General features: G+C 72.8%; 18 protein-coding genes and 1 pseudogene. 8 read left to right on the forward strand and 11 right to left on the reverse strand.

The annotated features are described in order from the left end of the window. Position 1 precedes the first annotated feature (1 nt). A complete protein-coding gene (locus ACWCV9_RS05790) occupies positions 2-2413 on the reverse strand; it encodes a tetratricopeptide repeat protein (protein ID WP_450784445.1) in 2412 nt (803 codons plus the stop codon). A 173-nt stretch (positions 2414-2586) separates the two neighbouring features. Here ACWCV9_RS05790 and ACWCV9_RS05795 point away from each other — a divergent pair, with 173 nt between their 5' ends. Both ACWCV9_RS05795 and ACWCV9_RS05800 read left to right on the forward strand, forming a co-directional pair. Further along, the gene (locus tag ACWCV9_RS05795; RefSeq protein ID WP_450784446.1) at positions 2587-3618 is read left to right on the forward strand and encodes a phosphatidylinositol-specific phospholipase C domain-containing protein; all 1032 of its coding nucleotides are present in this window, start codon (positions 2587-2589) and stop codon (positions 3616-3618) included. Between the two features lie 36 nt (positions 3619-3654). Further along, entirely contained in the window at positions 3655-4209 is a 555-nt protein-coding gene (locus tag ACWCV9_RS05800; RefSeq protein ID WP_450784447.1) for a GH25 family lysozyme, read from the forward strand. Positions 4210-4247: 38 nt separating this feature from the next. On the opposite strand, the gene ACWCV9_RS05805 is transcribed toward ACWCV9_RS05800, so the two are convergent. Both ACWCV9_RS05805 and ACWCV9_RS05810 read right to left on the reverse strand, forming a co-directional pair. Beyond that, positions 4248-4910, reverse strand: a complete 663-nt coding sequence (locus ACWCV9_RS05805) for an NADPH-dependent F420 reductase (protein WP_450784448.1) — start codon at positions 4908-4910, stop codon at positions 4248-4250. A gap of 181 nt (positions 4911-5091) precedes the next feature. Then, positions 5092-5304 carry an EF-hand domain-containing protein gene (locus tag ACWCV9_RS05810; RefSeq protein ID WP_450784704.1) on the reverse strand — a complete coding sequence of 71 codons (213 nt, stop codon included), beginning with the start codon at positions 5302-5304 and terminating at the stop codon, positions 5092-5094. Positions 5305-5485: 181 nt separating this feature from the next. Here ACWCV9_RS05810 and ACWCV9_RS05815 point away from each other — a divergent pair, with 181 nt between their 5' ends. Further along, positions 5486-6148, forward strand: a complete 663-nt coding sequence (locus tag ACWCV9_RS05815) for an N-acetyltransferase family protein (RefSeq protein ID WP_450784449.1) — start codon at positions 5486-5488, stop codon at positions 6146-6148. On the opposite strand, the gene ACWCV9_RS05820 is transcribed toward ACWCV9_RS05815, so the two are convergent. The 6 genes from ACWCV9_RS05820 to ACWCV9_RS05845 form a co-directional block, all read right to left on the reverse strand. Then, complete coding sequence (locus tag ACWCV9_RS05820; protein WP_450784450.1) at positions 6127-7311, reverse strand: YVTN family beta-propeller repeat protein; 1185 nt, start codon at positions 7309-7311, stop codon at positions 6127-6129. The genes ACWCV9_RS05815 and ACWCV9_RS05820 overlap by 22 nt on opposite strands. Next, entirely contained in the window at positions 7311-8108 is a 798-nt protein-coding gene (locus tag ACWCV9_RS05825; protein ID WP_450784451.1) for a polysaccharide deacetylase family protein, read from the reverse strand. The genes ACWCV9_RS05820 and ACWCV9_RS05825 overlap by 1 nt, the downstream gene beginning before the upstream one ends. 92 nt (positions 8109-8200) lie before the next feature. Beyond that, complete coding sequence (locus ACWCV9_RS05830; RefSeq protein ID WP_450784452.1) at positions 8201-8704, reverse strand: ATP-binding protein; 504 nt, start codon at positions 8702-8704, stop codon at positions 8201-8203. 299 nt (positions 8705-9003) lie between these two features. Further along, positions 9004-9771 (reverse strand): enoyl-CoA hydratase/isomerase family protein, encoded by a 768-nt coding sequence (locus ACWCV9_RS05835; RefSeq protein WP_450784453.1) that lies wholly within the window; start codon positions 9769-9771, stop codon positions 9004-9006. Between the two features lie 81 nt (positions 9772-9852). Continuing rightward, complete coding sequence (locus ACWCV9_RS05840) at positions 9853-11088, reverse strand: L,D-transpeptidase (protein ID WP_450784454.1); 1236 nt, start codon at positions 11086-11088, stop codon at positions 9853-9855. Between the two features lie 165 nt (positions 11089-11253). Then, positions 11254-12477, reverse strand: a complete 1224-nt coding sequence (locus tag ACWCV9_RS05845) for a L,D-transpeptidase (RefSeq protein WP_450784455.1) — start codon at positions 12475-12477, stop codon at positions 11254-11256. Between the two features lie 208 nt (positions 12478-12685). Between ACWCV9_RS05845 and glgX the strand changes: the two genes are divergently transcribed. From glgX to ACWCV9_RS05870, 5 genes and pseudogenes are all read left to right on the forward strand, one after another. Beyond that, a complete protein-coding gene (gene glgX, locus ACWCV9_RS05850) occupies positions 12686-14938 on the forward strand; it encodes a glycogen debranching protein GlgX (protein ID WP_450784456.1) in 2253 nt (750 codons plus the stop codon). A 112-nt stretch (positions 14939-15050) separates the two neighbouring features. After that, positions 15051-15557 (forward strand): SigE family RNA polymerase sigma factor, encoded by a 507-nt coding sequence (locus ACWCV9_RS05855; RefSeq protein ID WP_450784457.1) that lies wholly within the window; start codon positions 15051-15053, stop codon positions 15555-15557. Positions 15558-15567: 10 nt separating this feature from the next. Beyond that, the gene (locus tag ACWCV9_RS05860; protein WP_450784458.1) at positions 15568-16194 is read left to right on the forward strand and encodes a hypothetical protein; all 627 of its coding nucleotides are present in this window, start codon (positions 15568-15570) and stop codon (positions 16192-16194) included. Positions 16195-16303: 109 nt separating this feature from the next. Next, a pseudogene (locus ACWCV9_RS05865) lies at positions 16304-17083 on the forward strand (dolichyl-phosphate beta-glucosyltransferase); the annotation flags it as partial. Between the two features lie 29 nt (positions 17084-17112). Beyond that, entirely contained in the window at positions 17113-18357 is a 1245-nt protein-coding gene (locus ACWCV9_RS05870; protein WP_450784459.1) for a hypothetical protein, read from the forward strand. A 5-nt stretch (positions 18358-18362) separates the two neighbouring features. Here the strand turns inward: ACWCV9_RS05870 and ACWCV9_RS05875 are convergent, their stop codons facing one another. Together ACWCV9_RS05875 and ACWCV9_RS05880 are read right to left on the reverse strand one after the other, a co-directional pair. Next, the gene (locus tag ACWCV9_RS05875; protein WP_450784460.1) at positions 18363-20276 is read right to left on the reverse strand and encodes an ABC transporter ATP-binding protein; all 1914 of its coding nucleotides are present in this window, start codon (positions 20274-20276) and stop codon (positions 18363-18365) included. Beyond that, on the reverse strand, positions 20273-22120 hold the full coding sequence (locus tag ACWCV9_RS05880; RefSeq protein ID WP_450784461.1) for an ABC transporter ATP-binding protein: 1848 nt from the start codon (positions 22118-22120) through the stop codon (positions 20273-20275). The genes ACWCV9_RS05875 and ACWCV9_RS05880 overlap by 4 nt, the downstream gene beginning before the upstream one ends. Positions 22121-22193: the final 73 nt, after the last annotated feature.

The following is a 22193-nucleotide window of genomic DNA, read 5'->3' on the forward strand; positions in this document are numbered from 1 at the left end:
CTCACGCGTCCAGTTCCGCCAGTCGGGCCCGGACCCGCACGAGGCCGGCGTCGTCGCCGTGTTCCGCCAGGCACGCCTCGGCGGTGCGCAGGTCCGCCGCCTCCTGGGCCGGGCGGCCGGAGCGGCGGTGGCAGTCGGCCCTGGCCTCGACGGCACCGGCGAGTTGCAGGCCCGCGCCCGCCTCGGTCATCCGCGTGACGGCTTCGTCCAGGCACACCCGGGCGAGGTCCGCGTCTCCCGCGTCCAGATGGGCCTCGCCCAGGCTCATATAGACCCGGCCCTCGTTGTAGGGGTCGCCGCCGGGCAGCTCGCGGAACCGGACGAGGGCGCCGTTGAGCCGGGCGACGGCGGCGGTGTGCCGGCCCTGCTTGCTCTGGGCGCGGCCGAGGTGGTGCTCCAGCAGGGCGGTGGCGCGGGGCACGTCCGCCTGACCGTCCTCGCCCGGGCCGATCCGGGCGAGGATCCGCTGGGCCTCCTCGAAGCACCGCTGGGCCGCCGCCCACTCCCACTGCCTGAGCCGCAGCAGCCCCAGTGCCTCGACGGCGGTCGCCTCCCCGCGGTGGTGGCCGCAGGCCCGGTCCGCGGCCCGGGCTTCCTCGATGGCCCGCTCGGCGGCGTCGGCCTGGCCGGCGCCCATGTGGCCGAAGGCCAGTTGCACGGCCATCCGGCCCACGGCGCGCGGATCGCCGAACTCGGCCGCGACGCGCCGGGCGGCCTCGAGGCCGAGCCGGTGGGTGTCGATCCACTGGGCGTGGAAGCCGAGCATGAGGTGCAGGCCCCACATGGCCTCGCACAGCTGCCAGACGAGGTCGTCGTGGCCGTTGCGTTCGGCGGCCCGGACGACGGCCGCGAGGTTCTCCCGCTCCCGGCGCAGTTCCGCGAGCGCGCGCCGGCCGTCCTCCCGGTCGCGGCCGGCCGGGAGGGCGAGGCCCTGGTAGGCGCGGCCGAGCCGCCATCGCCCGGGCAGCACCCGGAAGTCCGCGGCCGCGGCGAACCGCAGCTGTCCGACCGCCACCCGGCGGACCGCGGCGGCCATCCGGTCGGGGCCGTCCTCGGTGAGCGCGAGGTCACGGGCGTGGGCCCGGGTCAGATCGTGGAAGCGGTAGCGCTCCTCCTCCACCTCTTCCAGCAGATGCACCCGGGCCAGCTGCTCCAGCAGCGCCCGCGCCTCCTCCGCGCCGACGCCGGCGGCATCCGCGGCGCACCGCACGGTCACGGTCGGCCAGGCCCCGACCGCGATCGCGCGGTAGAGGGTGGCGCAGGCCGGGGTCAGTTCGGCGTAGGAGACGTCCTGGGCGTGCCGGACGGGGTCGGCCGGGGCATCGGGACCGGGGGCGGGCATGGCGGCGCCTTCCTGGTCGTGGCCGTGGACGCGGTGGGAGAGCTGCTGGGCGACGCGCTCCCAGGTGAGGTGTTCCCGTACGGCCAGTCCGGCACCGGTGGTGCACACGGCGAGGGGGATCCCGCCGGTTCCCTCGGCGACGGCCCGCACGATCGCGTCCGGCGCGGGCGGGCGGTCGCCTCCGACGACGCGTCTGATCAGCGTGACGGAGTCCTCGGTCGACAGCGGCCCCAGGGCGTACGGCCGGGCGCCGTGCGCGGACACGAGGCGGTCCGGGCGGTGCCGGCTCGTGACCAGGACGAGGCTGTGCGGTGAGGCGGGGAGCAGCGGCAGGACCTGGGCGTCACCGTGGGCGTTGTCCAGGACGACGATGAGCCGCCGGCCGGCCGTGCGGTCGCGGTACAGGTCCGCCTGCCGGACCGGGTCGCCGGGCACCAGGCCGGAGGGCACCCCGAGCCGCTCCAGGAACCGCGCCAGTACATCGGAGGGCGGCAGGGCCGTACCGGCCGACGCACCGTTCAGGTCGGCGTACAGGCAGCCGTCGGGAAACCGGTCCGCCAGCCGGAAGGCGCACTGGACCGCGGCGGCGGTCTTGCCGATGCCGCCGGGGCCGGTGAGCACGGCGATCGCCGGTGCGCCGGGGCCGCGGTCCGCCTCGTCCAGCAGGGCGGTGAGCCAGTCGAGCACCTCGCGGCGGTCGGTGAACACCGATGTCGCCGGCGGCAGCATCTGCGGGCGGGCGGCGCCGTGCGGCACGGTGGGCGCGGTGCCCGGTGCCAGCCACGCGGACTCACGGGCCCACCGTTCCACCTCGTGGGCGAACTCCGGGGAGGTGCGGGCGGCTTCCAGCAGCCGGGCGGCGGCCTCGTCGCGCTCCCGCTCGGTGCGGGGCAGCCGCGGGGACCGGCCGGGGGCGCCGGTGGCCGCCGGACCGTCCTCGGCGCGGGTCCGGCTCAGCAGTCCGTAGAGCCGTTCGGAGACCCGTCTGCCCGCCTCGCCGCCGGCTCCGGAGAGCGCGCTCGACGCGACCGTTCCGACAGCCGAGATCACCATCGACGTCAGCGGTTCCACCCAGCACTCCCCCCAACTCGCCGTCGTCGCCATCGTATCGAGGCGGCCGCGCGGCGGGGCGCGGGCGCGCGGCCGGCCCGAACGGAGACCGATGTTCCCCCAGGGGCTACCGCTCGGTAACCGCCTGCCCCTACGCTGCCGCCAACTCGGCGTCGGTGAGAGGAAGTTGGAGCATGCGCGCACTGAGACGGCTGGCGGCCCTGGCGGGGGCGGCGGCGCTGCTCGTCATGGGGCCCGGCAACGCCCACGCGGCGACGCCGAGGTTCTCCGAGACGACGGCGATCGGTACGCACAACGCGTACGACAAGGCCAAGTACACCTACTTCGCCCAGGCGTTGGACTCGGGAGCCTCGCTGCTGGAGATCGACGTCTACGCGGACAGCGTGCACAAGCGCTGGCGGGTCAGCCACAGCAACCCGTGGGGCGACGACAACAACTGCGAGGCCGCGAAGACGCCCGGCGAGCTGTACAGCACCGACCGCAACCAGGACTTCGGCAGCTGCCTGGACAACATCGCGGCCTGGAACCAGCTGCACCCCGACCACCCGCCGATCGTCTTCAAGATCGAGATGAAGGCGGGCTTCAACAACACCATCGGGCTCGGTCCGGACGCGTTCGACACGCTGATCGCCCAGAAGCTCGGCAGCAGTGTCTACAAGCCGTCCGACCTGCTCGGCGGGACGTACAGCACGCTGGACGCGGCGGCCCGGGCGAACGCCTGGCCCGCCCGTGACGCCCTCCGGGGCAAGTTCCTCTTCGAGGTCATCCCCGGCACCGTCGAGATGAACAACCCCTTCGACTCCTACTGGACCGACGAGGAGTACGGCGACCATCTGCGCGACCTGTACGCGGCCGGGCGGATCGGCGCGGCCGAGGCCTTCCCCGCGGTGCTCGGCGCGGCGAACGGCGACCCGCGCACCAGCCGTTACGACGCCTCCATCCGGCCCTGGTTCGTGTTCTTCGACGGTGACGCGGCCACCTATGTGAACAACGGCTACGACACCGCGTTCTACTCGGCGAACCACTACATCCTGATCATGACGGACGCCTCCGGCGTGTCCCCGGCGATCTCCTCCACCGACCCGACCGAGGCCGAGGTCGCCGCCCGGCTGGCCCTGCTCGCGCGGGACCACGCGAGTCTCATCACCGCCGACTGGTCGGCCGAACCGGCCGCGGTACTCGGTTCGGTGACCACCCGAAGCTGAGGTTCCGGAAGGCGGTCCAGGGGGCACAAACCAGGCATGCTGCACGGCATCGACGTAAGCGCCTACCAGTCCTCCGCCTACGACACGGACGGCCTCTCCTTCGTCTTCATCAAGGCGACGGAGGGCCGTTCGTACGTCAACTCCCGGCTGACCGCCCAGACCAAGAGGGGCCGCGACGCCGGACTGGTCGTCGGGTTCTACCACTTCCTGTGGCCGGGCCATGTCGCCGACCAGGCCGAGTACTTCCTCCGGCACGCCCCCGACCGCCCCGGCGACCTGCTCGCCGTGGACTGGGAGGCCACGGGCGACGGCACCCATGCCAGCAACGCCGAGAAGGACGCCTTCATCCGGAAGGTGAAGCAGTTGCGGCCGCACAACCGGGTCCTGCTCTACACCAACCGCGACTACTGGCTGACGGTCGACACCACCTCCTACGCGGGAGACGGTCTGTGGATCGCGGACTATGTGCGCGCGGGCCATCCCCGGATCAGGGCCCACTGGCGCTTCCACCAGTACACCAGCGAGCCCCACGACAAGAACGTGGCCGCCTTCGCCAGCAAGGCGGCGCTGAAGGAGTGGGCCACGCCCTGAGCACCGGGCGGCCGGCCGTGCCGGAGGCCGCCCTTCGGTCAGCCGCGGAAGTCCGCGGGGCGCTCCGGGCTCGCGTCGGCGAGGGCCTTGCGCACCTCCGCCTCGCCCGCCCGCAGGCCGTAGACCGGGGTGCCGGGCTGCTGGCGCCAGGAGTCGTCGATGCCACCCGCGTCGACCGTGTCGAAGCCGAGTTCGTCGATCAGCGCCCGCACCTTCGCCTTGGCCGCCTGGTCGTCACCGGCGACCGGGAGGGCGATGCGCTCGGGGTCGCCGGCGGGGCGGTGCCGGTCCAGGATGTCCTGGGCGTAGGTGCCGTTGAAGGCCTTGATCACGGGGTGGCCGAGGTGCTGCTCGGTCCAGCGGCTCTCGGTCAGGCCGTCGTCCTCGATGGCGGCGATCCGGCCGTCGCGCTGCTGCGGGTAGTAGTTGCCGGTGTCGATCACCGCTGCGCCCTCGGCCGCGCCGTCGAGCAGGCCGGCGGGTAGGTCGGGTACGGCCTTCAGCGGGACGGTGACGACCACCACCTCGGCGCCCTTGGCCGCCTCCGTGGCGTGGACGGCCCGGGCACCGGTCTCCTCGGCCAGTTCCCGCAGTGTCTCCGGGCCGCGCGAGTTGGCCACGGAGACCTCGTGGCCGAGGGCGGTGAGCCGCCGGGTGAGGTTGCCGCCGATGTTGCCCGCGCCGATGATGCCGATCTTCATGACAGACCCTCCGAGGTCATTTCATGCATGTGCATGCTTCCGTCATGCTCGACAACCGGCGGGACCCCGGCACTATTCCGCCAGTGCGGCGATCGGGTGAACAGTCCGCTCCCGGGACAGGCATGCCGAAGGGGCCCTCCCCTTGAGGGGGTGGGCCCCATCGGCACGGCGGCTGCGACTCCTACTTGTTCAGGTAGGCCCAGAACTCGTCGAACGACAGAACCTTGTCGCCGTTGAGGTCGCGCTGGTTGATGATGGCCTGCGCGACGGTCTCGGTGACGTTCCAGTCGCCCTCCACCGCCAGCGCGTGCTTGAACTCGGCGGCGGTGATGAACCCGTCACCGTTCGCGTCGATCCGCTCGAACTGCTTGCGTGCTTCCTCGATGTCCGCCACCGATCCGCCCCTTTTGGTCGTGTTTCTCATGCCGTGCTGGCGTACTGACGCTGGTCAGATTAACGGCCCGGCCAGGCCTTCAGTGCCGCGACCACCCAGCGGCTCCTGCTCACCCTTGATCGTCTTCGCTCATGACTGCGAGTCTGGGCCTTCCAGCGGGTGGAGACTCAAGGGGCGGGCGATGGAGACGTTGCGGGACATTCTGGCCGCGGCCGCGGACGGCTGCTTCCCTCCGGCGGACGGCCGTACCCGCATCGTGGCGCAGCCGTCGGATCGGGACGCGGGGGTGGTGTCCTTCACGGCGCACTCGGTCGTGTTCACCGACGAGGACCCGGGGTGGGTGCGGGAGACGCTGCGGGCGGTGGCGGCGGAGTCCGATCCGCTGTCGGCGCCGCTGCACCCGCGCTTCCTGACCGCTCTCATGGACCGCACGGGCCGTACGACGGGGACCGTCGACGTCCTCTCGGTGGGATCACCGCTGCCCGGGACGCCGTCGCTGCCGCTGACCGAGGTCCGCGACCCGGATCACCCGCGCGCGCTACGGGCCCGAAGGCACCGCGACGACGTGCGGGTGTGGACGGTGGACGGCGGCCTGCTGGTGCTGGGGCGCGGGGTGGCCGGGCGGATGGAGGTCGCCGTGGAGGTGGCCGAGGACGCGCACCACCGGGGCCTGGGGCGGGCGCTGGTGCGGGCGGCCCGGCAGCTGGCCGGGGAGCCGGTGTGGGGGCAGGTGGCGGCGGGGAACGCCCGCAGTCTGCGGGCGTTCCAGGCGGCCGGTTACCGTCCGGTCGGCTGCGAGGCGCTGCTCGGCCGGACCGGCGGTCAGCGGAAGACGCCCGTGTGACCCAGCGAGTAGCGGCCCGGCTGGGGGTAGACGGCCAGGCCGTGCGGGCCGCTGCCGACCCTGATCCGGGCCAGCTGCTTCCCGGTGCGGGTGTCGATGGCGTACACCTCGGAGTTGTAGCGGCCGGAGAGCCAGAGGACCGTTCCGTCGGCGGAGACCCCGCCCATGTCGGGGCTGCCGCCGCCCGGCAGGTGCCACTTCTTGGTGAGGCGGTTGCGGGTGAAGTCGAAGACCGAGATGGTGCCCTCGCCGCGGTTGGAGATGTACATCTCGCGGGAGTCCCGGCTGACGTACAGCCCGTGGGCACCCTTGCCGGTGTAGAGGAAGCGCGGCTGGGTGAACTTGTCCCCGTCCAGGATCCACAGGCCGTCGGCCTTCATGTCGGCGATGTAGAACAGCTTGCCGTCGGGCGAGACCTTGACGTCCTGCGGCATGGCCCCGGGGAACGGCACCTTCTCCTGGCGGACGACCTTCATCCCCGCGGTGTCCACCTTGAGGATCTCACCGCTGAACTCGCAGGACACGATGAAGTAGCGGCCGTCGATGGAGAAGTCGGCGTGGTTGACGCCCCCGCAGGTCACCGGGACCGCCTTGACCACCTTCATGGTGTGCGCATCGCGGAAGACCAGCTGGCGGTCCTTGGAGGCCATGACGACGGCGTACTTGCCGTCGGGCGTGAAGTACAGGTTGTACGGGTCGTGCACGGCGACCGGCTTGCCGGCCCTGCCGGTCCTGGGGTCGATGGGGGTGAGGCTGTTGCCGAGGTCGTTGTTGACCCACAGGGTCTTCAGGTCCCAGGACGGCACGACATGCTGGGGCTGGCGGCCCACCGGGATCGTCTCCAGGACCTTGTAGCTCTTGGGGTCGATGACGGTGACGGTGTCCGAGTTGGTGTTGGGGACGTACACCCGGGACGGGAAGTCCTTGACCACCGGGGAGAGCCGGTTCGGCCGGTCGGCGGCGTAGAGGTCGGCCGGGTCCTGGACGGGCGGCATCCCGGGCAACACGTTCACCAGCCGCTTGTCCGCCTGCCGCTGGACGGGCGCCCTGGTGGCGGCGGGCTCGTTCGCGTGGCGCGTCCCGCTGTCGCACGCGGACAGCAGGGTGAGGGCGGTCAGGGCGGCACCGGCGGCCAGCAGGGGGGCGGCTTTCGTGGTTCGCATCAGCTCAGCAGCTCCGTGGTGGTGACCGCGCGCAGTCCACGCCGGTCGAGTTCGTGCAGGAGGTCGGGCAGGGCGGTGGCCGTGTCCGGGTACCCGAAGTGCAGGCTCACCACCGATCCGCCGCGTACCTCGGCGAGCACCTTGCGGGTGATGGCGGCGGCGCCGGGGCGGGTGTAGTCGAGCGAGTCGACGTCGTAGGACAGCACGTGCGGATAGCCGGCGGCGCGGGCCAGCCGGGCGACCAGGGGGGAGGCGGTCGGCGAGCGGGAGGGCCTGAACCAGGTGCCGATGGAGCCGGTGAGCCGCTTCAGCCGGTCCGCGCAGTCGGTGATCTCCTTGCGGGCGTCGGCCTCGGGCATGGCGTTGACGGAGATGTGCCGCTGGGTGTGGTTGCCCAGGTCGTGGCCGCCGTCGAGGATCCGCCGGGCGATGCCCGGGTGTTCGTCCAGCCAGGTGCCGACGGCGAGCACGGTGAGCCGGGCACCGGCGCGCTCGGCCGCGCCGAGCAGGGTGTGGGCGATGTCGGGGTCGCCCTGGCCGTGGAAGGTGAGGGCCACCTGGGGCCGGGTGCGCGGGCCGTGGGTGATCTGGACCGGCAGACCGGGGTAGGCGCGCGGGGCGGGGGCCGCCTGGGCGGTGGCGGACGCGGAGGGGGACACGGGGGTGGACGCGGAGGGGGAGGCGGGGGGCCGGCCGGCCGGGGCGGAGCCGCAACCGGCGGCGAGCGCGCCGCCGGCGACGAGCCCGGCACCCGCTCGCAGCACCTCGCGTCGGTTGGTGGTGGTCACCCGCACCATTTAAGGGGCGATAGGTAAGAAAATCGCCGATTGGCCCGAATTGGGGATGTTGCCGGGTCGCAGCGGAGGCCACACAGGGGGCGGTGTCCCGGTCAGCGGTCGGCGACCCGCATCTCGAACCAGGTGGTCTTGCCGCGCGGCAGCAGATCCACGCCCCAGCGGTCGGAGAGTTTGTCCACGAGGAAGAGTCCGCGGCCGCTGACGTCCAGCTCCTGAACCGGCATCAGACAGGGCAGGCCGCGCGAGGGGTCGCGGACCTCGACGCGGATCCAGCCGGGGCGGCGGCGCATCCGCAGTCCGAAGACGCGGGCACCGGTGTGCCGTACGGCGTTGCCGACGAGTTCCGACACGAGTAAGACCGTGTCCTCGGTCAGCTTGGGGGTCAGCCGCCAGGTGCGCAGGACGACGACCTGGGCGAGCCGGCGGGCGGTGGCCGCGGACTCCGGGCGGGACGGCAGCGGTACCTCCGCCTCCGTCGGGTTGCCGAACAGTTCGAGCGCCTTGAGCGCCCGTTCGTCCTCGACCCCGGGCGACCAGCGTGCCGCGGCCGCACGGCTGTGTCCCCGCGGCTGTTCGATGCCCTCCAGCCCCGCCATGCCCCCATGATGGCCGTCCGCAGCCGCCTTGGGGGCCGTTCCGGAGGAATACGCCCCCCGCGCGCCCCCGTCCCGCGCCCGCGGTTCGTCATATGCCGAAGGCATTACGACGCCCGAAACAGCCTGGTTGACCTGCGAAGACGGCTCATGTCCGGGCAATCGTCAGGCTCCCTCGACGGCACAGGCTTAAGGTCGCCTTAAGGTTCCCATAAACCGCCCCATCGAGGGACCCGGATGAGACGACGCGTCAATTGCAAGTGTCCCAGGGTGAGTTGTCGTGGAGTTCACACGGCCGACGCTCAGGTGAACTTGGCCTTGCCCGGCCCCTCCTCGACGAAGCTGCGCATGCCCAGCTCGCGGTCCTCGGTGGCGAAGAGCCCGGCGAACCAGTTGCGCTCCACGGTGAGCCCGGTCTCCAGGTCGGTCTCGATCCCGCTGTCGACCGACTCCTTGGCGGCGCGCAGCGCGAGCGCCGGGCCCTTGGCCAGCCGGGCGGCCCAGGCGTGCGCCTGCTCGTACACCTCGGCGGCCGGTACGACCCGGTCGACCAGGCCGATCGCGAGGGCCTCGTCGGCCTTGACCTGACGGCCGGTGAAGATGAGGTCCTTGGCCTTGGAGGGGCCGATCAGCCGAGGCAGCCGCTGGGTGCCGCCGGCACCCGGGATCAGGCCGAGCAGGATCTCGGGCTGGCCGAGCTTGGCGTTGTCGGCGGCGATCCGGTAGTCGGCGCACAAGGCCAGTTCGCAGCCGCCGCCGAGGGCGTAGCCGGTGATGGCGGCGACGACCGGCTTGGGGATGCGGGCCACGGCGGTGAAGGAGTCCTGGAGGCCGCGGGCGCGCAGGACCATCGCGGTGTGGTCCATGTTCTGCATTTCCTTGATGTCCGCGCCGGCCGCGAACACCCGCTCACCGCCGTAGATCACCACGGCGCGCACGTCGTCGCGGCGGGTGATCTCTTCGGCCAGCTCCTTCAGCCGGTCCTGGGTGGCGATGTCCAGCGCGTTCATCGGGGGCCGGTCGAGCCGCAGGGTGCCGACGCCTTCGTCGACTTCGAGAGAGACGGTCATGGGATGCAGGTTAACGGCCACTAACGCGGAAGGGCCCGGTGCCGTAGGTCACAGCACCGGGCCCTTCCGTTCGTCAGGGGGTCACTTCTTCCAGTCCGCCCACGACATGTTCCAGCCGTTGAGCCCGTTGGCCGGGTCCACCGTGCGGTCGTCGGAGTGCCGGACGACGACCACGTCGCCGATGATCGAGTGGTTGAAGAACCAGGCCGCCGGGACGGAGCTGTCGTAGCCGCCGCGCACGTCGCGCAGGCCGACGCAGCCGTGGCTGGCGTTGTAGTTGCCGAAGGCGTCGCCGCCCCAGTAGTTGCCGTGGATGAAGGTGCCGGAGGTGGTCAGGCGCATGGCGTGCGGGACGTCCTTGATGTCGTACTCGCCGCCGTAGCCGACGGTCTCGCCGTTCATCCGGGTCACCGTCAGCTTCTCGCTGATGACCATCTGGCCGTTCCAGGTGTCGTAGCCGGGCTTGCCGGTGGTGGCCGGGAGGGTCTTGATGACCTTGCCGTCCTGGGTGATCTTCATCGTGTGCTTCTTGGCGTCCACGATGGAGACCTGGTTGCGCCCGATGGTGAACTTCACCGTCCGGTGCTGCTTGCCGTAGACGCCGTCGCGGCCCTCGACGCCGTCGAGGTTCAGGTCGACGGTGACCTTGGTGCCGGCCTTCCAGTACTTCTCCGGGCGGAAGTCCAGGCGGTCGTTGCCGAACCAGTGGCCCTCGACGTCGACGGGCGGCTCGGTCTTGATCCTGATGGCCTGCTTCACCGCGTCCGGGTGGGTGATGCCGCGCGTGAAGTTGACGGAGAACGGCATCCCGACACCGACGGTGGAGCCGTCCTCGGGGGTGAAGGAGCCGAGGAAGGTGTTCCTCGGGGTCAGCGTGGTGAAGGTGGAGTCCTCGGCGGCCGCGCGGCCCGCGGAGTCCTTGGCGACCGCGTGCACCGTGTACTTGGTGGCGGCGGCCAGGTGGGTCGACGGCGTCCAGGACGTTCCGTCGCCGGCGAGGGTGCCGGCCACCGTGGCGCCCTTCTCGTCCTTGACGGTGACCTCGGTCAGCTTGCCCTTGGCCACGGCGACCTTCAGGGCGCCGCTGGTGTCGACGCCCGTGGCGCCGGACTTGGGTGTGATGGTGACGGCTGCGGTGGACTGCTGCTCGCCCTGCTGGGTGGCGCCGCCCTTGGTCTTGCCGTCCTTGCCGGAGCCCGAGTCACCGCCGCCGCCGCACGCGGCGAGCGACAGCACCAGCGCGCCGGCTATGAGCCCCCATCCCTTACGGCCTCGCCGCCCCGTCGTCGACGCCCCCGCCATCGGCCGCACGTTCAAGTTGTTCTCCCCTCGCCGGGCCCCGGTCCCCCCGGGCCCGCTCCCCGCCTCATCTTGGTGTGCGCATGTTAACCGCCGGGATTTGAGCGGGATGTCAGATAAACGTCACCGTTCTGTCGCAAGTTCAACCTGTCACCGTGACCTCCGACGCGCCCTCCCACCTGGTTACTTCACCGCGCTGCCGGCTTTCCACTCCTTCCAGGGCATGTTCCACCCGCCGAGGCCGTTGTCCGGGGCGACCGTCCTGTCCTCGCTGTGCACGACCTCGACGACATCGCCGACGAGGCTGCGGTCGAAGAACCAGCCCGCCGGGGTGTCCGAGCTGCCGCCCTTGACGTCCCTGAGGCCCACGCAGCCGTGGCTGACGTTGACCCGGCCCGGGGCGTCCGGCGACCAGTAGTTGCCGTGCAGGAAGGTGCCGGAGTCGGTGAGCTTCATGGCGTGCGGGACGTCCGGGATGTCGTACTCGCCGCCGAAGCCGACCGTGTGGCTGTTCATGCGGGTGACCTCCAGCATGTCCATCACCACCATCTTCCCGTTGTACGTCGGGTTCTTGGGGGCGCCCGCGGTGATCGGGACGGTGGCGATCAGCCGGCCGTCGCGCCGCACCTGCATGGTGTGCCGCTCCGCGTCGACCAGGGAGACCTGGCTGCGGCCGACGGTGAAGGAGAACGTCTTGGACTGGAGGCCGTACACGCCCTTGGCGCCCTCGACGTCCCTGAGGCCGAGGCCGACGGTGACCTCGGTGCCGGGCTTCCAGTAGCGCTCGGGGCGGAAGTCCAGACGGCCGTTGCCGAACCAGTGCGGGCGGATCTCCACGGGGGGCCGCGCGGTGACGTGTACGGCGCGTTCGACGGCGGCGCGGTCGGTGATCTCCCGGCTGAAGGAGAGGGAGACGATCATCCCGGTGCCGACGGTGGCGCGGTTCTCGGGGGTGACGTAGGCGATGAACCGCTGGTCGGGGACGTAGGTGGTGAAGGTGGTGTGCCGGGCCGAGCGGCGGCCCTCGGAGTCCAGCGCGACCGCGTCGACCGTGTACCGGGCGGCGAGCGCGAGCCGGTCCTGGTCCGGCCGCCAGGTCAGTCCGTCGCCGCTGATGTGCCCGGGGACCGGCGCGTCCTGCGCGTCCTGGGACTTCGTCACGGTCACCTTCTCCAGCCGCCCTTCGGGCACCCGCACCCGCAGCCGCTGCCCGGGGCGCACGGCGCCGCTGCCGTCGCCGGGGCTGACGCGGATGACGTCCTCGGGCGCCGGGGGTCTGCCGGGCCCGCCGCCCAGTCCGAGCGGCCCGGAGCCGTCCGCGGAGCAGCCGGCCAGCAGCCCCGTCCACATCAGTACGGCGGCCAGCGCGGCCCCCGCGCGCCGTGCGCGTCCTTGTGCGTGCCTCACGCGGGGCTCAACGACGGGCCCGCTCCGGGGAAACGTGAGTGCGACCCACGCACTGGGCAGAAAAGAGGGAAGGACGACAACATCGGGGAGCCGCCGCGCCCGTGCAGAGCCGTCGGGGCGCAGCCGTAGCGGTGGCCGGGCACACCCGGCACTGCCGTGCGGCCGGGCGCGCCGCCCCTTGGCGCGCCACTGAAAGAGGGGCCGACAGGTGACGAGCGCAGCCGAGCAGCGGGCACCGGCCGGAGAACCGGCGGCCGGGAACGGGATTCCGGCGGCCGCCGGGGCGAACGGCGTCGTCCGGCACTCCGTACCACCCGCCCCCGCCGTGTGGCCGGGCACGCCGACCCCGCTCGGGGCGCGGTTCCGGGTCGGTCCGGACGGGGTCGCGGGCACCAACTTCGCCCTGTGGGCGGCGGGCGCCGAGGCAGTCCGGGTGTGCCTGTTCGACGAACGGGGACGGGAGACCCGGGTCCGGCTGACCGAGCTGACGCACGAGATCTGGCACGGATTCGTGCCGGGCGTGATGCCCGGGCAGCGGTACGGCTACCGGGTGGACGGCCGCTGGGACCCGTGGACCGGCGCCCGCTGGAACCCGGCCAAGCTGCTCCTCGACCCGTACGCCCGGGCCGTGGACGGCGAGTTCACCCTCCCGCCCGAGGTCTACGGGCACGTCCGGGACTGGCCCGAGCAGCAGGTGGCGGACACCGTCCGGGACGACCGCGACTCGGCGCCGTACGTCCCGAAGGGCGTCGTCGTCCACGATGACGACGACTGGTCCGACGACCGCCGCCCCAAGACGCCCTGGGCGGACTCGGTGATCTACGAGCTGCATGTGCGCGGCTTCACCAAGCTGCACCCGGGCATCCCGGAGCAGCTGCGCGGCACCTACGCGGGGCTCGCGCACCCGGCCGCGATCGAGCACCTGGTGCGGCTGGGCGTCACGGCCGTGGAGCTGCTGCCGGTGCACCAGTTTGCGCACGAGGACCACCTGCTCAGCCGCGGCCTGCGCAACTACTGGGGCTACAACTCCATCGGCTATTTCGCCCCGCACGCCGGCTACGCGGCCTCCGGTACGACCGGACAGCAGGTCGGCGAGTTCAAGCGGATGGTCCGCGCGCTGCACGCGGCCGGCATCGAGGTCATCCTCGACGTGGTCTACAACCACACCGCGGAGGCGGGCGAGCTGGGTCCGACCCTGTCCCTCAAGGGCATCGACAACCGCGGCTACTACCGCCTCCAGGACGACGCCCGCCGCTACGCCGACTACACCGGCTGCGGCAACACCCTGCACGTGGTCCAGCCCCAGGTGCTGCGCCTGATCACCGACTCGCTGCGCTACTGGGTGACCGAGATGGGCGTGGACGGCTTCCGCTTCGACCTCGCGGCGGCGCTGGCCCGCTCGATGCACGACGTCGACATGCTCTCCCCGTTCCTCGCGGTCATCGCCCAGGACCCCGTGCTGCGCCGGGTGAAGCTCATCGCCGAACCGTGGGACATCGGCTCCGGCGGCTACCAGGTGGGTGCGTTCCCGCCGCTGTGGACGGAGTGGAACGACCGCTACCGCAACGCCGTACGGGACTTCTGGCGGCACGCCCTGCCGGATGTGCGCGAGATGGGCTACCGGCTGTCCGGCTCCAGCGACCTGTACGCGTGGGGCGGCCGCCGCCCGTACGCCTCGGTCAACTTCGTCACCGCGCACGACGGGTTCACCCTGCGCGACCTGGTGTCGTACGAGCGCAAGCACAACGAGGCCAACGGCGAGGACAACCGCGACGGCACCGACGACAACCGCTCCTGGAACTGCGGGGCGGAGGGCGAGACGGACGACGAGCGGGTGCGGGCACTGCGCCGCCGCCAGCTGCGCAACCTGCTCACCACGCTGCTGCTGTCCACCGGGGTGCCCATGCTGGTCGCCGGCGACGAACTGGGCCGCACCCAGGGCGGCAACAACAACGCCTACTGCCAGGACAACGAGATCGGCTGGCTGGACTGGTCCCTGCTGGACGACCCGGACTGGCGGCCGCTGTTCGACCTCACCTCGCGGCTCATCGGACTGCGCCACCGGCACCCGGTGCTGCGCCGCCGCGCCTTCTTCTCCGGCCGCGCGCACTCCGCGGACGGGCTGCGCGACCTGGCCTGGTTCACCGCGCGGGGCGCGGAGATGACCGAGGGCGACTGGTACGCGCCTGCGGCCACGCTCGGCATGTACCTCTCCGGGCGGGACATCCCGGGCCGGGACGAGCGGGGCGCGCCGGTGGTGGACGACAGCTTCCTCGCGGTGCTGCACGCGGGCGACCGCCCCACCCCCTTCGTGCTGCCCGGCCCACCCTGGGCCGAGGGCTACGAGGTGCTCGTGGACACCTCCCGGGAGGAGCAGAGCGAGGCGCCGGGCACGGTGCACCGGGCCGGGACCGAGCTCACGGTGGAGGCACGGACGGCGCTGCTGCTGCGGGTCGTCTGATGCTGTGCGCGGGCTGTGCGTGACACGGATCACGTCCGCCGGATGCAGCGCATGAGGGGGTCCAGGGCCTTTCCCCTTGTGGAGACAGCCGGCGAGAGCGGGGATCGTGGGGATGGAGCAGGCACGGGCCGGTGAGTACGACGCATTCGTGGCGGCCCGCTGGTCGGTCCTGTTCCACCTGGCCCGTCTGCTCACCGGAGGGGACCGGCACCGGGCCGAGGACCTGTTGCAGGAGTCCTTGGTCAAGCTGTGGTTCGTGTGGCCGAAGGTCGCCGAGGAGGCACCTGAGGCGTATGTGCGCACGGTGCTGGCGCGGGCCGCGGCCCGCTCCGCCCGGCGGCGCTGGTGGGGCGAACGGCCCGTCGCGGAGCTGCCCGAGGAGGCCGTGGCCGGCGATCTGTCGGCGGTCGTGGCCGAGCGGTCCCGGCTGGAGGCGGCGCTCGCCCAGCTGACGCCGCGGCAGCGGGCCGCCGTGGTGCTGCGCTACTACCAGGACCTGCCCGACCGTCAGGTGGCCGAGGCCCTGGGCTGCCCGGTGGGCACGGCCCGGTCCCATGCCGCACGCGGAGTGGCCAGGCTGCGCCTGCTGCTGGCCGACGTCATCGAGCCGGTGGGGTGAGGGAGGACCCATGGACGAGCTGGACCACCTGAAGCGGGTGCGGGACAGGGCCGACGCCGACCACCGGGACCGCGCCGCCGGCCCGGATCACTTCGAGCGGCAGCTGACCCGGCTGATGCGCACCGCGCAGGAGCCGACGCCCTTCGAGCCCCGGCACCGGGAGCGGCTGCGCGCGGGTGTGCGCAGCCGTCGCCGGGTGCGGGCGGCGCGCCGGGCCGCCGGTTCCGCGGTCGTCGTCGCCGGGCTGGGCCTCGGCCTGTTGCTGTGGCCGCACGGCCACACCGACGACCGGCCCAGCGCCCCGCAGCCCCGGCCCGCGAGCAGTGCGACGCCCGGGCCGAGCCCGACCTCGCCCGCGACGCCGTCGGCCACCCCCACCGCGCCGCCGTCGGTGCCCCCGACGACGGCCGGGGCACCCCCCGAGGACACCGCCTCGGCGTCCTACCCGCCCACGACGACGGGGAGTTCGGCGACCACGAGCCCGCGGCCTCCGTCCGCCACCGCCACCGCCACCGCCTCAGCCACCGCGCGGGAGCCGGCCACGGCCCCGCCGGTCACCGCGACGACGACCATCCCGGCCGGTCCCCCGGCCACCTCCTCGGCCACCTCCTCGGCTCGGTCCGGACCACCCGGCTGACCCGACCGGCCTTTGCCACCGACCCGCACCACCGACCGCATGTCACCGGCATGCCGCCCACATGCCCGCGGCATGCCCGACCACCAGCAACAAACGGGGAAGACACGTGATGAAACTCCGCACCGGCCGTTCCTCGGCCCTGGCACCGGCCCCCCGGCGCACACCGCTGCCCACCCACCACGAGGAGCCCGTCCTGGACGTGGCCGTACCGGTGTTCAACGAGGAGAAGGACCTGGAGCCGAACGTCCGGCGGCTGCACGCGCATCTGCGGGACACCTTCCCCTACCCGTTCCGCATCACCGTCGCCGACAACGCGAGCACCGACGGCACCCCGGCCATCGCCGCCCGGCTCGCCGACGAGCTGCCCGAGGTGGTCTCGCTGCGGCTGCCGGAGAAGGGGCGCGGCCGGGCGCTGCGGGCGGCCTGGACGGGGTCCCGGGCACCCGTGCTGGCCTACCTGGACGTCGACCTGTCGACGGGACTCGCGGCCCTGCTGCCGCTGGTGGCCCCGCTGATATCCGGCCACTCCGACCTGGCCATCGGCACCCGGCTGGCACCCGGTGCGCGGGTGGTGCGCGGCCCCAAGCGGGAGGTCATCTCGCGCTGCTACAACGTCCTGCTGCGCTGCACGCTCGCCGTCGGCTTCTCCGACGCGCAGTGCGGTTTCAAGGCGGTACGGCGAGAGGCCGCCGAGCGACTGCTGCCGCTGGTGCGGGACGGGGAGTGGTTCTTCGACACCGAGCTGCTGGTGCACGCCGAACGGGCCGGCCTGCGCATCCACGAGGTGCCGGTGGACTGGGTGGACGACCCGGACAGCAGCGTCGACATCGTCGCCACCGCGCTGGCCGATCTGCGCGGGATCGTACGGATGCGGCGCGAGCTGGCCCGCCGCCGCCCGCGCACCGGACGGCCCGCGGCATGACCGCGACCCTGCCCCCCGTCGAGGCCCCACCCGTGGACACCGCACCCGGCTCCGGCCGCCTCCGCCGTGCCGCCCGCCGGCACGGCCCGGTCCTGGCGCTGTACGGCAGCCTGAAACTGGCCGGTTTCTGCTCCTTCATGTATCTGTTGTCCTCCGCCGGGGACTACCGCACCAAGGACCCCCGGTTCGGCGGCGGCGCCCATGTGTGGGACGTGCTGGCGACCTGGGACGGCTGGTGGTACCAGCAGATCGCGCTGCACGGCTACGACCCGAAGCTGGTCCCGGTCCCGGGCGCCACCGGCCTGATCACGCTGGAGGGCAACTCGGCGGCGTTCTTCCCGCTCTACCCGGCGCTGATGCGGCTGACCTCCGCGGTCACCGGCCTCGGCTCGTACGGCGCGGGGCTGTTGGTCTCCGTCCTCGCGTCCTTCGCCGCCGCGCTCGGTGTGTACGCCGTCGCCGAACGCTTCGGCGGCCGGCGGGCGGGGTTCGCCGCGGCCGGGCTGTGGGCGGTGTGGCCGGGCTCCGGGGTGGAGTGGGCGGTCTACTCCGACTCCCTCTACGTGGCCCTGGCCGTCTGGACCGCCTACGCGGTCATGACGCGCCGCTGGCTCACCGCCGGGGCGCTCGCCTTCGCGGCCGGCCTCAACCGGCCGACCGCCGCCGCGCTGGTCGCCGCGCTCGGCGTCGCCGCGCTGCTCTCCCTGCGCCGACGCGAGGACGGGGTGGCGCGCCCGCTGCTGGCGGCGGCCCTGGCCCCGCTGGGACTGCTCGGCTATCTGCTCTGGGTCGGCGACCGGATGGGCGACCTGACCGGGTACTTCAAGCTCCAGTCCGGCGCGTGGGCGCACGAGTTCGACTACGGCAAACAGACCCTGGACGTGCTGACGTCCGTACCCGTGGGCCACTTCGGCGGCTATCTGTTCTCCTACCCCTTCTCCGACGTCATCGGCGTCGCCGTGGTCCTGCTCGCCTTCGCCCTGCTCCCCCTGCTGCTGCGCCTGCGCCCCCCGGCCATGCTGGTCGTCTACACCGTGCTGACCCTCGCCCTGGTCCTCGGCAGCCAGCAGATCTTCGCCAACGTCTCCCGCTATCTGCTGCCCTGCTTCCCCCTGTTCCTGCCCCTCGCGGCCGCGATGCGCCGGCTGTCGCTGCCCGTGCTGTGCACCCTGCTCGGCATCGCCGCCCTGGCCTCCGGCTCGTACGCGGGGTACGCCCTGTTCGAGCTGGGGGTGCCGTAGGCGGCCTACGCCAGACTGTCCCGCCAGGCCCTGTGCAGGTTGGCGAACCTGCCGGTGCCGGCGATCAGTTCGGCCGGGGGGCCGTCCTCGACGATGCGGCCGTGCTCCATCACCAGCACCCGGTCCGCGATCTCCACCGTGGACAGCCGGTGGGCGATGACCACGGCCGTACGGCCGCGCAGGACCGTCGACATCGCCCGCTGGACGGCCCGTTCACCGGGGATGTCCAGGGAGCTGGTCGCCTCGTCGAGGATCAGCACGGCCGGGTCGGCGAGCAACGCCCGGGCGAACGCGACCAGTTGGCGCTGCCCGGCCGAGATACGGCCGCCGCGCTTGCGGACGTCCGTGTCGTAGCCGTCGGGCAGCGCGCTGATGAACTCGTGCGCGCCGATCGCCTTCGCGGCGCGCTCGATCTCCTCCCGGGTGGCGTCCGGGCGGCCGATGGCGATGTTGTCCGCGACCGTCCCGGAGAACAGGAACGCCTCCTGGGTCACCATCACCACCCCGCGCCGCAGCTCCGGCGCGGCCAGCTCGCGCAGGTCCACCCCGTCCAGCAGGACCCGGCCGGCGGAGGGGTCGTAGAAGCGGGCGAGGAGCTTGGCGAGGGTGGACTTGCCGGCGCCGGTGGAGCCGACGACCGCGACGGTCTGCCCGGCCGGCAGGGTCAGGTCGAAGCGGGGCAGCACCTCGCCGCCGGTGCGGTAGCCGAAGGAGACCCCGTCGAAGACGACCTCACGGCCCGGGAAGTCGCCCTTGCCGGGCGGGAGTTCACGCGGATCCGACGGCTCCGGCACGGACGGCGTCTGGGCCAGCAGTCCGGCGATCTTCTCCAGGGAGGCCGCCGCCGACTGGTAGGAGTTGAGGAACATGCCGAGCCGGTCGATGGGGTCGTACAGCCGCCGCAGATACAGCACGGCGGCGGCCAGCACGCCCAGTTCCAGCGAGTCCGACGCCACCCGGTAGGCCCCCCACAGCACGATCCCCGCGACCGCCGTGTTGGCCACCAGGCGGGAGCCGACCACATAGCGGGCCATCTCCAGCAGCGCGTCCCCGTTCGTCCGCTCGTGCCGGGTGTTGAGCGCGGTGAACTCGGCGTCGTTGGCGGCCTCCCGGCGGAAGGCGCGCACCGGCCGGATGCCGTTCATCGTCTCCACGAACTTCACGATCACCGCGGCGATCGCCGTCGACCGCTCCCGGTACACCCGCCCGGCCCGCCGCTGATAGAGCCGGACGAGCAGGTACAGCGGGACGAAGGAGACGACCGCCACCGCGCCCAGGCCGAGGTCCAGCCAGAGCAGCAGCGCGGAGATGTACACGAAGGAGAGGACGACGGTCACCAGCTCCTGCAAACCCTCGTTGAGGAGTTCCCGCAGCGACTCGACATCGGTGGTGGAGCGGGAGATAAGCCGTCCGGAGGTGTACCGCTCGTGGAAGTCGATGCTCAGCGCCTGCGCGTGCCGGAAGATCCGGCCGCGCAGGTCGAGCAGCACGTCCTGGCTGACCCGGGCCGACGCCTCGATGAACCAGAACTGAAGCCCGCCGGAGAGCAGGGCGCACAGCAGATAGCCGACGGCCACCGCGACCAGCGGCCCGTGCCGGTGGTCCCGGAACGCCGGTACGGCGGTGTCGAGGGCGTACGCCACCAGCAGCGGGCCCGCCTGCACGGCCGCCTGCTGGAGCAGCAGGAGCAGCGTGGTGAACAGGACCCGGCCGCGCATCGGCGCCAGCAGCGAGCGCAGCAGGGCGGCGGTGGCGCCGGGCGGGGTGGGCAGGACGTCCCGGTCGAAGGGGTCCTCGCCGGCGGGCCGGGCCGCCCGGTCGGCGCGGGCGTCGTGGGCGGCGTGGTCTTGGTCGTCGCCCCGGTCGCCATCGTGGTCGTCACGGCCGGCGGGGGCGGCGGAGGCGGTCGTGCTGGTCACCGGTGGTCTCCCTGTTCTTCCCGTTCGACCTGTTCGCGCTGTTCTTCCCGTTCGCCCTGTGCTCCGGCCGGTTCCCCGGACATCAGATGCGCGTACTCGGCGTTGGTGCGCAGCAGTTCCTGGTGGGTGCCCACGGCCGCGATCCGGCCGCCGGAGAGCAGGGCGACCCGGTCGGCCAGCAGCACCGTGGACGGGCGGTGGGCCACGATCAGCGCGGTGGTGTCGGCGAGGACCTGCCGCAGCGCGGCCTCCACGGCGGCCTCCGTGTGCACGTCCAGCGCGGACAGCGGGTCGTCCAGCACCAGGAACTCCGGCCGGCCGACCACCGCGCGGGCCAGCGCGAGACGCTGCCGCTGGCCGCCGGACAGGCTGAGGCCCTGCTCGCCGACCCGGGTGCCGGTGCCCTGCGGGAGGGCGTGCGCGAAGTCGGCCTGGGCGATGGCGAGGGCGCGGTCCAGATCCTCCTCGCCCGCGCCGTTCTCCGCGCCCATCAGGACGTTCTCCCCGACGCTCGCGGAGAAGAGGGTGGGTTCCTCGAAGGCGACGGAGACCTTGGCGCGGAGTTCCGCGCGGGGCATCGCGGTGATGTCGACGCCGTTCAGGGTGATCCGGCCGGAGGTGATCTCGTGCAGCCGCGGCACCAGCGCGGTGAGGGTGGTCTTGCCGCTGCCGGTGGCGCCGACCAGGGCCATGGACTCGCCGGGCCGGACATGCAGGTCGACGTGGTCGAGGAGGGGCGCGGAGCCGGCGGGTGCGTCCGGGTAGCGGAATTGGACGCCCTGGAAGCTGAGTCCCTGCCGGGCGCCGTCCTGCTCGCCCCGGCGGGCGCCGCCGTCCCCGGCCGCGGTGTCCTCCGGCGCCTCGTCCAGCACCTCGAAGTACCGCTCGGTGGCCGTCGCCGCCTCCTGGCTCATGGCCAGCAGGAAGCCGATGGAGTCCACCGGCCAGCGCAGCGCGAGCGCCGTGCTCAGAAAGGCGACCAGGGTCCCCGCCGACAGCTCGCCGTCGGCCACCCGGACCGCCCCCAGCACCAGCGCCGCCCCGATGGCCAGCTCGGGCAGGGTCACGATGACGCCCCAGATGGCCGCCAGCAGCCGCGCCTTGCGCAGCTCGGTGCCGCGCAGCGTGCCCGACAGCGCGCGGAACGCCCGGGCCTGACTGCGGTGCCGGCCGAACCCCTTGACGATGCGGATGCCGAGCACGCTCTCCTCGACCAGGGTGGTCAGATCGCCGACCTGGTCCTGGGCGCGGCGGGCCACCTCGGCGTACCGCCGCTCGAAGAGCGCGCAGGTCCAGATCACGGGCAGGGCCGGCGCGAGGACGACCAGCCCCAGCACCCAGTCCTGCACCAGCATGATGACCACGCCCACGACGATGGTCACCCCGTTGACCAGCAGGAACGTCAACGGGAACGCGAGGAACTGACGCAGCAGCATCAGGTCGGTGGTGGCCCGCGACAGCAGCTGGCCGGAGGCCCAGCGGTCGTGGAAGGCCACCGGGAGCCGCTGGAGGTGCCGGTAGAGCCGCCCGCGCATCTCCGCCTCGACGTAGGACAGCGGACGCGCCACCAGCCAGCGCCGTATCCCGAACAGGACCGCCTCGGCCAGGCCGAGCAGCAGCAGGTACAGCGCGCCGAGCCAGACTCCGGCCGGGTCCCGGTGGGCGACGGGGCCGTCCACCATCCACTTCAGCACGAGCGGGATCACCAGCCCCGTACAGGAGGCCGTGACCGCGACCAGCGCGGCGCCGAACAGCCGGAAGCCGATGGGGCGGACGAACGGCCACAGCCGCAGCAGGCTGCGGACGGTGGAGCGGTCCTCGGTGGTTGCACGTGTCGTGGGCATCACCGCGAGCGTACGGACCGGCACTGACATCGCCCACCGAGTTTTGGCCGGGCCGCCCTCCGCCCTTGGCCCT

This window comes from Streptomyces sp. NPDC001606 (assembly GCF_053596835.1).